The sequence below is a fragment of the Pseudomonas sp. p106 genome (assembly GCF_003936645.1).
GTDB classification, from domain to species: domain Bacteria; phylum Pseudomonadota; class Gammaproteobacteria; order Pseudomonadales; family Pseudomonadaceae; genus Aquipseudomonas; species Aquipseudomonas putida_E.
This window is the reverse complement of sequence record NZ_RHQR01000009.1, coordinates 34,839-49,917: the sequence shown is the minus strand read 5'-3', so window position 1 is coordinate 49,917 and position 15,079 is coordinate 34,839. Positions and strand designations below refer to the sequence as shown.

Genomic DNA, 15,079 nt, shown 5'->3' with positions numbered 1-15,079 from the left:
GAGTTTCAAGGTGAACGGCGCAGGGCCTCCTGGGCATGCGGGCGACGCAGCCTGAGCAGCGCGTGTGCCAGCAGGCCGAACAGCAGCCCCCAGAACGCTGCCGAAAGGCCAAGGAAAGACACCCCCGAAGCGGTGACCAGGAAGGTGAACAAGCCGGCGTCGCGCTCTTGCGGCTCAGCCAGGCTGCGGGCCAAGGCGTCGCTGATCGCGCCATACAGCGCAAGCCCGGCCAGCGCGGCTATCAAAGCAGCAGGAAAGGCGGCGAACAGCGACATCAGTGTCGCCCCGGCGATGCCCAGCAACAGGTACAGCGCACTGCCGGCGACTGCCGCGACATAGCGTCGGCGCGGGTTGTCATGGGCCTCGTGGCCCGTGCACAGGCTGGCGGTGACGGCAGCGAGGTTCAGGCCATGGCAACCGAACGGCGCCAACAAGGCTCCGCCGATGGCACTGGCGCTGATCAACGGGCTGGCGGGCGTTGCATAGCCTGCGTTGCGCAGCACCGCCATGCCCGGCATGAATTGCCCGGTCAGCGCCACCAGCACCATCGGCAGTGCCAGGCTGAACAGCGCCGCAAGGCTGAACTGCGGGGTGATCCACTGCGCCGAGGCCAGTTCCAGCACCAGTGCCTCGCTGCGCAGTGCGCCACTGGCAAAGGTGACAACGGCACCCACACACAACACCGCGGCCACGGCGTAGCGCGGTTGCAGCCTGCGCATCAGCACATAGGCAACGAACATCGCCAGCACCAGCCCCGGCTGCACCGGCAATGCCCGGAACACCTCGGTGCCGAAGCTGAACAGAATGCCGGCCTGCATGCCGGCGGCGATCGAGCCCGGCAGGCGCGCGATGATGCGGTCGAAGGCCCCGCTGATGCCGATCAGCAGCAGGACCAGGTTGGCCACCAGATATGCCCCTACTGCCTGCTCCAGTCCCAGTTGGGGTAAGGCCGTGACCAACAGTGCCGAGCCCGGGATGGACCAGGCGATCACTATGGGTACCCGGTAGTACAGGCTCAACAAACCGCCGAGTACAGCGCTGCCCATGGAGATGGACCAAACCCAGGAAGACAGCAGGCCCGGGGCCAAGCCGGCGGCTTCGGCGGCGTGAAAGATGATCACCAGCGGGCCGGCGTAGGAAATCATCGTCGCAAGGCACCCTGCGACGATGGCGGAAAGGGAGCAGTCCTTGATCAGGTTTTTCATGGGCCTCTCGCTGCAGTAGTGGGTTGCAAGGGCTTTGCGCTTGATCGCCGGCAAGCCGCTCCCCAGACACCGCTGAGTTCAGTACCTGCGCTGTTCCTGCAGGCGCCGGCGTGCCCGCGATCCAGACTTAGCCTTCCTGCAAGGCCCGAGGCCGCCCGCTGCGCTGCTCATCCGCGCCTTGCAGCGCCTTCTGCAACTGGAAGTCGAACTTGAGTTCGGCATAGCGCCCGTCGGCCCCCTCACGGAACACCACCTCACCGACCAGCCCATCGCGCGTGGCATAGGCAAAGTCATCCCACAGGTACTTGTCGCCAGACAGGTTGATCTGTGTGGTCAGGTGCCGGTGCCCCGGCGCCGAGATGAAGAAGTGCACATGCGCCGGGCGCTGGCCATGGCGGCCCAGCAGGTCCAGGCATTCCTGGGTCGGCCCCTGCGGGTCGCAGCCATAGCCCGAGGGCACGATGGAGCGCGCGCGGTAGCGGCCTTCGGCGTCGGTGACGATGCGTCGGCGCAGGTTGTACTCGGACTGGCTCGAGTCGAAGAACGAGTACGTACCACGGGTGTTGGCATGCCACAGGTCAACGGTGGCACCGGCCAGCGGCTGGCCGTGGGGGTCGAGCACCTGGCCTTCGAGGAACATGACCGTGGCCACGCCCTCCTCGCTGCCGTCATCCATACGCACCTCGCCTTGGGCGATGGGCGCGCCGGCAACGTACAGCGGGCCTTCGATGGTGCGCGGGGTGCCACCGCTCAGGCCTGCCTCGGCATCCTTGGCATCCTGCAGCAGGTCGAGGAAGTGCTCGATCCCCAGCCCCGCTACCAGCAGCCCGGCCTCGCCACGGCCGCCGAGGCGGTTGAGGTAGTCCACAGCCAGCCAGAACTCGTCTTCGCTGATTTCCAGGTCTTCGATGAGGCGGGCGGTGTCCTGCAGCACACGCTGAACGATGCGTTTAAGGCGTGGGCTGCCGTTGTCGTTACCAAAGCCTGCTGCTTCTTCGAAAAACTTCTGGGCGTCGGCAGTGTGGGAAATTTTCACGGTCATGATGGTTATCTCGTCTTGTTCTTGTGCGAAAGGCGTGTTTCAGCGGTCGTCGGCGTGGATCGATGACGGGTGACGGCACAGGCCGTCGACCTCGATATCCATGTACGGAAACAGCGGCAGCAACATCAGCGTGTCGTGCAGCGCCTCGACGCTGGGCACGTCGAACACGCTGTAGTTGGCGTAGTGCCCGGCGATGCGCCACAGGTGACGCCAGGTGCCCTCGCGCTGCAGGCGCTGGGCAAGTTCCTTCTCGTCGGCCTTCAGTTGCCTGGCCTTGGCCGGGTCCATGTCGACCGGCAGCTTCACGGTCATCTTCACGTGGAACAGCATGGGGGTTCTCCTTTGATGTCAGCGGCGGGCGAAGCGCGCCAGGCGGTGTTCGTCGAGGGTCAGGCCCAGGCCTGGGGTACGTGGCACGTGCAGCTGGAAGTCGTGGTACTGCGGCGGCTCGTTGACGATCTCTTCGGTCAGCAGCAGCGGCCCGAACAGCTCGGTACCCCAGGTCAACTGGCGTACCGTGAGGAAGGCGTGTGCCGAAGCCAGGGTGCCGATAGAGCCTTCGAGCATGGTGCCGCCGTACAGGGCGATGCCGGCCGCTTCGGCAATCTGTGCGGTGCGCAGCACGGCACGCGGGCCGCCGTTCTTGGCGATTTTCAGGGCGAAGATGCTGGCGGCACCGTCCGCAGCCAGGCTGAACGCGTCCTCCACGCTTTCGATGGACTCGTCGGCCATGATCGGCGCAGGGCTGCGCTGGTTCAGGCGCACCTGGCCGCTGCGGTTGATGCGTGAGATCGGCTGTTCGATGAGGTCGATACCGTTGTCACCCAGCACCTGGCAGGCGCGAATGGCCTGGGATTCGTCCCAGTACTGATTGACGTCGACCCGCACACTGGCGCGCTCGCCCAGCTCACGCTTGATCGCCACCACATGTTTCAGGTCCTGTGCCAGGGGGTTGGCGCCGATCTTCAGCTTGAACACCCGGTGGCGGCGAACCTCCAGCATGTGCTCGGCCTCGGCGATGTCACATGCCGTGTCACCGCTGGCCAGGGTCCAGGCCACCTCAAGGCTGTCGCGCACGCGCCCGCCCAGCAGCTCACTGACAGGCAGCCCCAGGCGTTTGCCCTGGGCATCGAGCAAGGCGCTCTCGATACCGGATTTGGCGAAGGTGTTGCCCTTGGCCAACTTGTCGAGCTTGAGCATGGCGGCATTGATGTTGTCGGCAGCCATGCCCACCAGCGCCGGCGCCAGATGCGCGTCGATATTGGCCTTGATGCCCTCGGGGCTTTCGTAGCCGTAAGCCAGGCCGCCGATGGTGGTGGCCTCGCCGATACCTTCCACACCGTCGCTGCAACGCAGGCGCAGGACTACCAGGGTTTGCTGCTGCATGGTGTGCATGGCCAGCTTGTGCGGGCGGATGGTGGGCAGGTCGACGATGATCGCCTCCAGCCGTTCAATGGTTGGGCTTGTCATGAAAAGCTCCCGTTCAGTCAGTAGTAAGGTCAGGCCGTCGCGGCCAGGGCGTGACGCCGGCTGCTGGCCAGGTGCACGGCCATGGCCAGCGCGGCGATTGCACCGGGAATGGCGAAGGCGATGAAATTGAGTTGCAGCGGCAGGTTGATCCCCATCAGCGCACCGCCGAGCAGCGGCCCGACGATGGCGCCATTGCGGCCGATGCCCGAGGCCCAGCCCAGGCCGGTGGAGCGCACCGCAAGGCCGTAAAGCTGCGCAGCACCGGCGTACAGCAGGATCTGCGTGCCGATGGTGGTGGCGCCGGCGATGAAGATCAGCAGGTACAGCACCGGCATCGGGCTGTTGACCCCGAGCAGGCTGATCGACACGGCAGCTGCCAGGAAGAACGCGACTTTCACTTTCACCAGGTTGTAGCGGTCGCCCAGCCAGCCACCCAGAATTGCCCCGGCCATGCCGCCGAAGTTCAGTGCCAGCAGGAAGGACAGGCTCGAGCCCAGGCTGTAGCCGGCGTTGGCCATCAGTTTCGGCAGCCACGAGCTGAGCGCGTAGACCATCAACAGGCAGCAGAAGAACGCCAGCCACAGGGCCAGGGTGCGGGTGGCCAGGCCATTGCGGAACAGGTCCAGCACTGAACCGCCGTTACCTTTGCGGTCAGTCGCCTGCAATTGGTCGTCAGCCTGCACATCGCAGTGCGGGTCCAGGCGCTTGAGCAACGTGCGCGCCTCCTCGGTGCGGCCCTTGCGCACCAGAAAGCCGATCGACTCGGGCAGGTAATACAGGATCACCGGCAACAGCAGCAGCGGCACTGCGGCGGCGAAGAACATCGACTCCCAACCGAAGCGTGGCAGCATGAAGATACCCACGCCCGCCGAAAGCATGCCGCCCAGCGAATAACCGCTGAACATGATTGCCACCAGCGTGCTGCGCAGGCGCTTGGGCGCGTATTCGTTCATCAGCGCCACGGCATTGGGCATCAAACCGCCGCAGCCAAGGCCGGCGATGAAGCGATAGATGCCGAACTCGCTGGGGCTGCTGGCAAAGCCGTTGAGGATGGTCGCCCCCGAGAACAGGGCGAAACAGATGGCAATCCCTTTCTTGCGCCCGATCCGGTCGGCCAGGCTGCCGAAAGCCAGGGCACCGAACATCATGCCGAACAGCGCATAGCTGCCCAGGGCACCGGCCTGCAAAGGGGTCAGGCCCCATTCTTTCATGATCACCGGCAGTACCACGCCGTAGATGAACAGGTCGTAGCCGTCAAAGACCAGCAGCAGGCCGCACCAGGCCATGACCATCCAGTGGAAGGCGGTGAAACGGGCGTTGTCGATGATCGGGTGAACGTCAAGGGTTCGCATGGCATCTGTCTCTGTTGTTTTTTTTGTGGAGTAAAACTGCCTTTGGGGTGCTGCTCAGCCGAGGTCGCCGCCCCCCACCGGCAGGGTCACGCCGGTGATGTAGGACGCCTCGTCGCTGGCCAGGAAAAGGATCGCGCCAACCTGTTCGTCAATGCTGCCGTAGCGGTGCATCAGGCTGCTGTCCAAGGTCTGGTCGACGATCTGCTGATACCAGCGCTTGTCTTGTTCGCTCTGCTCGGCCTCATTGCGTGGCACCCGCCGGGGTGGTGCCTCGGTGCCGCCGGGCGCGGTAGCGTTGACCCGGATGCCGCGGCCGGCGGTTTCGAAGGCAAGGCACGCGGTCAGTGCATTGACCCCGCCTTTGGCCGCGCCGTAGGGCACGCGGTTGACGCCGCGGGTGGCAATCGAGGAGACGTTGACGATGGCGCCGGTGCCGCGTTCGAGCATGTACGGGAGCGCCGCGTGGCAGCACCACAGGGTGGGAAACAGCGAGCGGCGAACTTCGGCCTCGATCTGCGCCACTTCATAGTGTTCGAACGGCTTGGCCCAGATGGTGCCGCCAACGTTGTTGACCAGAATGTCGATGCGACCGAACGTTTCTACCGCCGAGGCCATGACGCGGGCACAGTCGGTGTATTGCTCAAGGTCGGCGATCAGCGTCAGCACGCCCTCCCCGGCCAGTTCGTGGACCAGTTCGGAGCGGTCCACGGCCACCACCTGCGCGCCTTCGGCCTTGAGCCGCCAGCACACACCACGGCCGATGCCTTGAGCGGCGCCGGTGACCAGGGCTACTTTGTTATGGAATCGGTTGTTCATCTGCTACTTCCTTATCCTGTTATCAGGCACAACCTTGCCTGGCCTGCACTGGACCCATCGCCGGCAAGCCGGCTTCCACAGGTACAGCGGTGCTCTCAGGCCCAACTGCCGGCTTTGGAAGAAAAGGAGGCCACCTTCACCCGCACGATGGGGCGGCCCCAAGGAAACTCAGGCCGCCGCTGCCGCGAACTTCTCGTAGTAGAAGTTGGCCGGGGTGATGCCCTGCTCGCGGATGTACTGGCTGACCGCCTCGACCATCGGTGGCGGGCCGCACAGGTACACGTCGACATCGCCATCATTGAGGTGGCGCGGCTCGATGTGCTGGGTGACGTAACCCTTTTGCGGGTAATGGCTTTCGGGGTTGGCCACACAGGCGCTGAAGGTGAAGTTGGGGATGCGCGCAGCCAGGGCGTGCAAACGGTCCAGCTCGACCAGGTCGAAGTCGTTGGTCACCCCATAGATCAGGTGCAGGGGGTGCTCGCTACCCTGTTCGGCGACCTTCTCCAGCATCGCTGTGAACGGGGCCAGGCCCGTGCCACCAGCCAGCAGCAGCAAAGGGCGCTGGATCGGGCGCAGGTAGAAGCTGCCCAAGGGCCCGGCCAGGCTCATGTTGTCGCCGGCCTTGGCCAGGCTGGTGAGGAAGCTGCTCATCAGCCCGCCCGGCACGTTGCGAATCAGGAAGCTGACTTCTCCGTCCTTCTGCAACGAACTGAAGGAGTAGGCGCGGCTCTGGTCGCTGCCGGGCACCGTGAGGTTGACGTACTGCCCCGGCAGGAAAGCCAGCCTGTTCAGCGATTCACCCTTGATCGACAGGGCGATGGTACTGGCCGACAACTGGCGCACGTCACTGATGGCGGCCTGGAAGCTGGCCTGTTCGGTCTTGCACAGTTGCGAAGACGCCGGGATGCGTACCACGCAGTCGCTTTCGGCGCGCATCTGGCAGGTCAGTACATAGCCTTCGGCGATTTCGTCTGCACTGAGGGCGTCTTCGATGAAGTTGTCGCCCAGGTCATAACGGCCGGATTCGGCCTTGCACTTGCAGGTACCGCAGGCGCCATCGCGGCAGTCCAGCGGGATATTGATGCCCTGGCGGTAGGCGGCGTCGGCGACGGTTTCATGGCCGCTGGCCTCGATGAAGCGGGTTACCCCGTCTTCGAAATTAAGCGCGATCTGGAAGCTCATGTTGCACCTCGCGGGCGAACCTGGCCACGGCGCGCCATGGGGCACACCGGGCCGTTCGCGTAACCTCGGTTCAGATGTGGTAGACGTCGATGACCTGGCGCACGTAGTCGTTCTTCAGCACCACCTTCTTGGCCTTGATAAGCGGCTGTTCGCCGCGCAGGTCCAGGGTGTAGAAGCTCGTACCGAAGTAGCTGTCGGTGGTCTTGTAGCGAAAACTCAGCGTGTGCCAGTTGAAGCGCACCTGGCAGTAGCCTTCGCCCTGCTCGACGATCTCGATGTTGCTGATGTTGTGCGAGGTGCGGGTGTCGGGCACGGTCGCACTGGAACGCTCGGTCTTTATGCGGAACACCCGGTCCTCGAGGCCGCCACGGTTGCCGTACCAGATCAACGAGATCTCGCTTTGCGGGTCGGTGGTGAGGCAGTCGTCGTCATCCCACGCGGGCATCCAGAAGCTTGCATCGCTGGCATACATTTCCAGCCACTGGTCCCACTGTGCATCGTCCAGGTAGCGCGCTTCGCGGTACAGGAAGTCGCGCACGGTCTCATGAAGGCTCATTGCACGGCCTCCACGGGGATCAGTTGCTGCTCGTCTTCCAGAGCCTTGAGCATGGTGTCCTGCCAGTACTTGTGCTGCAGCACGAACAGGCCCTCGTCCTCAGTGCGCACGCCAGACAGCAGCGGGCTGAGCTCGATTTCGCGAGCGGCTTCGTCGGCCCCCTCGACCCAGTGCGCCGCGCCGCGTGACATGTCGTTCCAGCCGGTACCACCGCCGTAACCGGTCTGGCAGGAGCGAAACTCCTCGAGATCGTCGGGGGTGGCCATGCCACTGACGTTGAAGAAGTCTTCGTACTGACGAATGCGCCTGGCACGGGCCTCGGCGCTCTCGCCCTTGGGCGCGATGCAGTAGATGGTGATCTCGGTCTTGTTCACCGATATCGGCCGAGCGATGCGGATCTGCGAGCTGAACTGGTCCATCAGGTAGACGTTGGGGTACAGGCACAGGTTGCGCGAGTTCTCGATCATCCAGTCGGCACGAGCCTGGCCGAAGTCTGCGGCGAGTTGTTCGCGGCGTTCGAAGGCCGGGCGGTCTTCGGGGTTGGCCCAGCGGGTCCAGAGCAGCAGGTGGCCGTGGTCGAAGGAGTAGAACCCACCCCCCTGCTTGGCCCATGCACCAGCGCTCATGGTCTTGATCTCTTCACCCGCCTCGCGCTGCTTGCGCTGGTTCTGGGTGGCGGCGTAGTTCCAGTGCACGGAGCTGACATGGTAGCCGTCGGCGCCGTTCTCGGCGGTCAGCTTCCAGTTGCCTTCGTAGATGTACGAACTGGCCCCGCGCAGTACCTCCAGGCCCTCGGGGGACTGGTCAACGATCATGTCGATGATCTTGGCCGATTCGCCCAGGTGTTCGGCCAGCGGCTTGACATCGGCGTTGAGGCTGCCGAACAGGAAGCCGCGGTAGGATTCGAACCGGGCAACCTTGGTCAGGTCATGGGAGCCGTCGCAGTTGAAACTGTCGGGGTAGCCGGCGTTGCCCGGATCTTTGACCTTGAGCAGCTTGCCGCTGTTGTTGAAGGTCCAGCCATGGAACGGGCAGGTATAGCTCGCGCGGTTTCCGCGCTTGTGCCGGCAGAGCATGGCGCCGCGGTGGCTGCAGGCATTGAGGAAGGCATTGAGCTCACCGTCCTTGTTGCGCGCGATGAAGATCGGCTGGCGCCCCATGGTCAGGGTGAGGAAGTCGTTTTTCTCGGGGATCTGGCTTTCGTGGGCCAGGTAGATCCAGTTGCCCTCGAAGATGTGTTTCATCTCCAGGTCGAACAGGCGTGGGTCGGTGAACATCTCGCGCTTGCAGCGGTAGATGCCCTTTTCACGGTCGTCCTCGAGCATGGCATTGAGGTAGTCGAATCCCAGGGACATGGCCAGGGTCTCCATTGTTATTGTTCAGACCGGCTCAGGTTAGGGCGTGCCGGCGGGCGGCAATATCCGCTGGGTGCAAAGCGCTATCCGTTTTCTGCAAGGCAAAAGAAATTGATCAGGTGCATGGCAAATTATCCATTGAACGGTGCCTGCCACCTGAAGTAAGCTCGGGCTCATCAACTGGAGAGCAACATGCCGAAACACACCCGCAACCACGCCAACCACACCGGTCGCAACCTGCGCCCTGTGCTGGCCGTTGCCGGCTGCAAGGCTGCTGCCTGCTTTTATTTTGGGTATTGGTTTAGCCACTAGGCGCCGCTGATACCTACACGGCGCCCACCTTCGAGGGGCCGCCGAACATGAGAATACTCAAACCCCCGGTCGGCTCCCCGACCGGGGGTTTTGCTTTTCAGGCCTTTGAACATTCCCGATTCACACTGAGGACACTTTCATGAACTACGCCACCTATTACTACGCAAGCACCTACGCCTGGCGATTTAGCCAATCCCGCTCGGGCCAGCCTGCCGCCTCCGACCGGTCCGTCCACGGTGGCAATGCTGCAGCCAATCTGAATTCAACGATCAGTCGAACACCTCGATAGGGGCCGACTGCGCGGGTCAGAACCCGCCGTCCGCCCAGGGAACCTACGCCATGCAAGCCTCGAACCTCGCTCTGCCCCTGACCCAGCCAAACGCTGCCAACACCACTGTCAGCCGTCGCCTGCCCAGCCCGCACCTGCTCAAGCAGCAGATGCCGCTTTCAATCGAACACGCCCAGCAAGTCCAGGCCCAGCGCCAGGCCATTCGCGCCATCCTCGAAGGCCGCGATCCGCGCCTGCTGGTGGTCGTCGGCCCCTGCTCGATCCACGACCCACGCTCGGCCCTTGAATATGCCGACCGCCTGGCGGCCCTGAGCCGCGAAGTCGACGACAAGTTGCTGTTGGTGATGCGCGCCTACGTGGAGAAACCGCGCACCACGGTGGGCTGGAAAGGCCTGGCATACGATCCGCACCTCGATGGCAGCGACGACATGCATGGCGGCATCGCCCTGTCCCGTGGCTTGATGCTGAACATGATCGAACGCGGCCTGCCGATCGCCACAGAGCTGCTGCAGCCGATGGTCGCCGGTTACTTCGATGACCTGCTGGGCTGGGCGGCGATTGGCGCGCGTACCACCGAATCGCAGGTTCACCGTGAGATGGTCAGCGGCCTGGAGTTACCGGTCGGGTTCAAGAACGGTACCGATGGCGGTGTCGCCATCGCGTGCGACGCGATGCGCAGCGCCGCCGCCGCGCACCGCCATTTCGGTATGGATGCGCAAGGCTACCCGGCGATCATCGAGACCTTGGGCAACCCGGATACCCACCTGGTGCTGCGCGGCGGCCACAAGGGCCCGAACCACGACAGCACCAGCATTGCCCAAGCCCGCCAAGGGCTGGCCAAGGCGGGCCTGCAGGCGCGGATCATGGTCGATTGCAGCCATGCCAACAGCGGCAAGGACCCGGCACGGCAGCCCGCAGTGTTCGAGGACGTGCTGGCTCAGCGCCTGGCCGGCGACACATCGATTGTCGGGGTGATGCTTGAAGGCCACCTGTTCGACGGTTGCCAGGCCTTGGGCAAGGGCCCGCTGAAGTACGGCGTGTCGATCACCGATGGCTGCCTGGGCTGGGAAGCGACACAAACCCTGCTGCGTGAGGCCGCAGCGCGTATGTAGGAAGCGTACAGCAAGCCTTGCGAGACATTTCCCAAGCAAGTGCGCTAGGCTTGCCCTTTTCACCCAAGGAGTAGTACCCATGGCACGCGCCACTGCCCGCCACATCCTCGTCAGCAGCGAAGACAAGTGCAACGAACTCAAAGCCCAGATCGAAGCCGGTGCCGACTTCGCTGAAATCGCCAAAGCCAACTCCACCTGCCCGTCCAGCCGCCAGGGCGGTGACCTGGGCTCGTTCGGCCCAGGCCAGATGGTCAAGGAATTCGATACCGTTGTGTTCAGCGCCCCGATCAACACCGTGCAGGGCCCGGTCAAGACCCAGTTCGGCTACCACCTGCTGGAAGTGACCAGCCGCCAGGACTAAGTCCACGCTGACCATGACCACCTCTGTGGGAGCGGCTTTGCCCGCGAATGCGCCCGTGCAGGCAACGCCGTTGCCTGGCCGGGCCTCTTCGCGGGCAAGCCCGCTCCCACAGATGTTTCTGGGGATCGTGCTGGCCTGCATGGGTTTTACCGCCCTCGCCGAACCGACCCACGCCCTCACCGTTTACGGTGAAGCCCCGCGCTACGCCCAAACGTTCCGCCACTTCGACTACGTCAACCCCGATGCCCCCAAGGGCGGTATCCTGCGCCGCTCGGCCACCGAAATCGGTCAGTTCGACCACATCCTGCCGTACATCGACAAAGGTATCGGCGTCAGCCAGGTCGATGGCTGGCTGTACGCCCCTCTGGCCGTGCGTTCATTCGATGAGCCCTACACCGTCTATGGCCTGATCGCCCGGCGCATGGAACGCGGCCCGCAAGACGCCTGGCTACGTTTTTACATCGACCCCAGGGCCACCTTTGCCGATGGCAAACCCGTGCGTGCCGAGGATGTGCGCTTCAGTTACGACAAGCTGATGAGCGAGGGCAGCCTCAAATACCGGACCCAGTTCGCCGATGTGGCGGGTGTCACGGTCGAAGGCCCGCACCGCGTGCGTTTCGATTTCAAGCAACCCCACGGCCGCACCCTGCCCCTGGACCTTGCCAGTTTGCCGGTCCTGCCCGAACACGACTGGAACAGCCGCGACTTCGCCAACGGCGCCGGCTTCGACACACCGGTCGGCAGCGGCCCCTACCGCATCGGGCGGATCGACAATGGCCGCAGCGTCACCTTCGAGCGTGACCGGCACTGGTGGGCCAAGGACTTGCCCGTCAGCCGCGGCCGTTTCAACTTCGAGCGCATTCGCGTCGAGTACTTTGGTGATACCGAGGTGGCGCGCCAGGTACTCAAGGGCGGTGGCTACGACTACAACCGTGAGTTCTCGGCCACAGCCTTCACCCTCGGTTACAACGGTGCACAACTGGATGACGGCCGCCTGCAACGCGCCCACCTGGGCCCGGCCAAGCCACAGACCGCCCAGGGGTTCGTGTTCAACCTCGACCGGCCGCAGTTCAAGGACCGCCGCGTGCGCCAGGCGCTGGCCATGCTATGGGACTTCGAGTGGAGCAACCGCCAGATGATGCGCAACCTGTACATCCGCCAGCAGAGTATTTTTTCCAACACCCCGCTGGCGGCGCGCGAATTGCCGGATGCCGATGAACTGAAACTGCTTGAGCCGCTGCGCGGCAAGGTACCGGGCGAAGTCTTCAGCCAGGTGTTCACAGCCCCCACAACCGACGGTTCGGGGATTATCCGCACGCAGCAACTGCAGGCCCTGGCCCTGCTGCAGCAGGCGGGTTGGCACCCTAAGGGTGATCACCTGGTCAACGCCGAGGGCCAGCCGCTGACATTTACCTTCCTCAACGGCCAGGCCGGCCTTGAGCGTTTGCTGCTGCCGTGGAAACGTAACCTGGCACAGATCGGCGTTACCCTGAACATCCGCAATGTCGACTCGGCCCAGTACGTCAATCGTCTGATGGCCCGCGACTACGACATGCTCGTCACCGGCTACCCGGCCACCCTCTCACCGGGTGCCGAACTCTACAATTACTTCGGGTCTGCAGCAGCCAACGACCCAGGCTCGAACAACCTGATGGTGCTCAAGGACCCTGCGGTGGACAGCCTGATCGACGGGCTGGTGCGCGCCGACACCCAGGCTGACATGCTGCGCCACGCCCATGCGCTGGACCGTGTGCTGCAGTGGAACTACTACTGGATCCCCAACTACTACCCGCCAGGCAGTTCGACCGTGTGGTGGAACCGCTTCGGCCTGCCCAAGGTCCAGCCTGCTTATGACGAAGGGCTGGACAGCTGGTGGGAAATCAGCCCGAACGCCCTGACCAGCGCGCAGATGGCCGAGCGCCAGAAGGCTGCGCCATGACGTCCTATATCCTGCGCCGCCTGCTGCTGATCATCCCCACGCTGCTGGCGATCCTGCTGGTCAACTTCGCCATCGTCCAGGCGGCCCCCGGTGGCCCGGTGGAGCAGGCGGTGGCCAGGCTGCAGGGCATCGGCGGCGGGGCACCGGGCGCCCGGGCCGACGTGGTTCATGGCGAATCCCGCGCCACCCGGGGCCTGGACCCGAAACTGATCGAGGAGATCAAGCGCCAGTACGGCTTCGACAAGTCGGCCCCTGAGCGCCTGTGGCTGATGCTCGGCCAGTATGCACGGCTGGATTTCGGCCAGAGCTTCTTCCGCGGCGCCAAGGTCACCGACCTGATTCTGGACAAGCTGCCGGTGACCCTTTCATTGGGGTTCTGGGCCACGTTGATCACCTACCTGGTGTCGATCCCGCTGGGCATCCGCAAGGCGGTGCGCCACGGCAGCCGTTTCGATGCCTGGAGCAGTGCGCTGATCGTGATCGGTTACGCCCTGCCCTCCTTCCTGTTCGCCTTGCTGCTGATCGTGCTGTTCGCCGGTGGCACCTCGCTGAACTGGTTCCCGGTACGCGGCCTGGTCTCGGAGAACTTCGACCAGCTCAGCCTGCTGGGCAAGGTCGCCGACTACTTCTGGCACCTGGTGCTGCCGGTGGGGGCACTGGTGGTCGGCGGCTTCGCCACGCTGACATTGCTGACCAAGAACGCCTTCCTCGATGAAATTTCCCGTCAGTACGTGGTCACGGCCCGCGCCAAGGGCCTGAGCGAGCGTCGCGTCCTGTATGGCCACGTGCTGCGCAATGCCATGCTGGTGGTGCTGGCCGGCTTGCCGCAGGCGCTGATCACGGTGTTCTTCGCAGGATCCCTGCTGATCGAGGTGATTTTTTCACTCGATGGCCTCGGGCGCATGAGCTACGAGGCAGCGGTGTCGCGTGACTACCCGGTAGTGTTTGGCACGCTGTTCATCTTCACCCTGGCCGGCCTGCTGATACGCCTGATCGGCGACTTGTCGTATACCTTGCTCGATCCGCGCATCGACTTTGACGCGAGGGCGCACTGATGCTCTCGCCGGTTTCGCGTCGCCGCCTGCAACGCTTTCGCCGCAACCGCCGTGGCTGGGTGTCGTTGTGGCTGTTCGCAGGCCTGCTGCTGCTCAGCCTTGGTGCAGAGCTCGTCGCCAACGACAAACCCTTGCTGCTTGGCTACAAGGGCGAGCTGTACATGCCTGCGCTCAAACGCTACAGCGAGCAGCAGTTCGGTGGCCAACTGCCGTTCCAGCCGGACTACCGTAGCGCGTATGTCCGCCAGCTGATCGAGGGCCAGGGCGGCTGGATGCTGTTCGCACCGATTCCGTTCAGTGCCGACACACCCAACTACGACCTGCAAGTACCCACCCCAAGCCCACCGAGCAGCAGCAACTGGCTGGGTACCGACGACCAGGGCCGCGACGTGCTCGCGCGGGTGTTGTACGGCACCCGGGTATCGCTGCTGTTCGCCTTTGCCCTGACGGTGGTCAGCGTGCTGATCGGCGTGATCGCCGGGGCCTTGCAGGGCTACCACGGTGGTTGGGTGGACCTGCTCGGGCAACGCGTGCTGGAGGTGTGGTCGGGGTTGCCGGTGCTGTACCTGCTGATCATCCTCAGCGGTTTCGTCGAGCCGGACTTCTGGTGGCTGCTGGGGATCATGGCGCTGTTCTCGTGGTTGACCCTGGTGGATGTGGTGCGGGCCGAGTTCCTGCGTGGGCGCAACCTGGAGTACGTGAAGGCCGCCCGCGCGCTGGGCCTGCCTGACAGCCAGGTGATGCTGCGGCACATCCTGCCCAATGCGATGAACGCCACGTTGACCTACGTGCCGTTCATGCTCACCGGGGCCATCACTACACTGACCGCGCTGGACTTTCTGGGCTTTGGCATGCCGGCCGGGAGTGCTTCGCTGGGTGAGCTGGTCACCCAGGGCAAGCAGCACCTGGAGGCCCCTTGGCTGGGCTTCACAGCGTTCTTTGCGCTGGCGGTGGTGCTGTCATTGCTGGTGTTTATCGGGGATGCCTTGCGCGAGGCCTTCGACCCGAGAGTTTAGGCTGGTACTGCCATCAC

Annotated in this window: 14 protein-coding genes; 5 read left to right on the top strand and 9 right to left on the bottom strand. The window is 64.1% G+C overall.

The features are described from left to right. Positions 1-5: 5 nt before the first annotated feature. The 9 genes from EGJ09_RS13395 to benA all read right to left on the bottom strand — a co-directional run bounded on the left by EGJ09_RS13395 (position 6) and on the right by benA (position 8,978). Complete coding sequence (locus EGJ09_RS13395; protein ID WP_046786160.1) at positions 6-1,205, bottom strand: benzoate/H(+) symporter BenE family transporter; 1,200 nt, start codon at positions 1,203-1,205, stop codon at positions 6-8. Between the two features lie 127 nt (positions 1,206-1,332). Then, the gene (gene catA / locus EGJ09_RS13390; protein WP_046786159.1) at positions 1,333-2,247 is read right to left on the bottom strand and encodes a catechol 1,2-dioxygenase; all 915 of its coding nucleotides are present in this window, start codon (positions 2,245-2,247) and stop codon (positions 1,333-1,335) included. Between the two features lie 39 nt (positions 2,248-2,286). Beyond that, entirely contained in the window at positions 2,287-2,577 is a 291-nt protein-coding gene (gene catC / locus EGJ09_RS13385) for a muconolactone Delta-isomerase (RefSeq protein WP_046786158.1), read from the bottom strand. Positions 2,578-2,595: 18 nt separating this feature from the next. Beyond that, a complete protein-coding gene (locus tag EGJ09_RS13380) occupies positions 2,596-3,717 on the bottom strand; it encodes a muconate cycloisomerase family protein (protein WP_046786157.1) in 1,122 nt (373 codons plus the stop codon). Between the two features lie 29 nt (positions 3,718-3,746). Beyond that, a complete protein-coding gene (locus EGJ09_RS13375) occupies positions 3,747-5,069 on the bottom strand; it encodes an aromatic acid/H+ symport family MFS transporter (protein WP_115274749.1) in 1,323 nt (440 codons plus the stop codon). A gap of 54 nt (positions 5,070-5,123) precedes the next feature. Further along, positions 5,124-5,885, bottom strand: coding sequence for a 1,6-dihydroxycyclohexa-2,4-diene-1-carboxylate dehydrogenase (locus EGJ09_RS13370; RefSeq protein WP_125924107.1), 762 nt, complete (start codon positions 5,883-5,885; stop codon positions 5,124-5,126). A 168-nt stretch (positions 5,886-6,053) separates the two neighbouring features. Further along, positions 6,054-7,067, bottom strand: coding sequence for a benzoate 1,2-dioxygenase electron transfer component BenC (gene benC, locus EGJ09_RS13365; RefSeq protein ID WP_046786154.1), 1,014 nt, complete (start codon positions 7,065-7,067; stop codon positions 6,054-6,056). Positions 7,068-7,137: 70 nt separating this feature from the next. Then, positions 7,138-7,623, bottom strand: coding sequence for a benzoate 1,2-dioxygenase small subunit (gene benB, locus EGJ09_RS13360; protein WP_125924106.1), 486 nt, complete (start codon positions 7,621-7,623; stop codon positions 7,138-7,140). After that, entirely contained in the window at positions 7,620-8,978 is a 1,359-nt protein-coding gene (gene benA, locus EGJ09_RS13355) for a benzoate 1,2-dioxygenase large subunit (protein ID WP_046786153.1), read from the bottom strand. The genes benB and benA overlap by 4 nt, the downstream gene beginning before the upstream one ends. A 651-nt stretch (positions 8,979-9,629) precedes the next feature. Between benA and EGJ09_RS13350 the strand changes: the two genes are divergently transcribed. From EGJ09_RS13350 to EGJ09_RS13330, 5 genes are all read left to right on the top strand, one after another. Continuing rightward, positions 9,630-10,691, top strand: a complete 1,062-nt coding sequence (locus EGJ09_RS13350; protein ID WP_046786152.1) for a 3-deoxy-7-phosphoheptulonate synthase — start codon at positions 9,630-9,632, stop codon at positions 10,689-10,691. A 79-nt stretch (positions 10,692-10,770) separates the two neighbouring features. Continuing rightward, positions 10,771-11,052, top strand: a complete 282-nt coding sequence (locus EGJ09_RS13345) for a peptidylprolyl isomerase (RefSeq protein WP_039602126.1) — start codon at positions 10,771-10,773, stop codon at positions 11,050-11,052. A gap of 13 nt (positions 11,053-11,065) precedes the next feature. Further along, on the top strand, positions 11,066-12,991 hold the full coding sequence (locus EGJ09_RS13340; protein WP_080952110.1) for an extracellular solute-binding protein: 1,926 nt from the start codon (positions 11,066-11,068) through the stop codon (positions 12,989-12,991). Further along, a complete protein-coding gene (locus tag EGJ09_RS13335; protein ID WP_039602125.1) occupies positions 12,988-14,046 on the top strand; it encodes a microcin C ABC transporter permease YejB in 1,059 nt (352 codons plus the stop codon). The genes EGJ09_RS13340 and EGJ09_RS13335 overlap by 4 nt, the downstream gene beginning before the upstream one ends. Beyond that, complete coding sequence (locus EGJ09_RS13330; protein WP_046786151.1) at positions 14,046-15,062, top strand: ABC transporter permease; 1,017 nt, start codon at positions 14,046-14,048, stop codon at positions 15,060-15,062. Before EGJ09_RS13335 ends, EGJ09_RS13330 begins: the two co-directional genes overlap by 1 nt. Positions 15,063-15,079 lie beyond the last annotated feature (17 nt).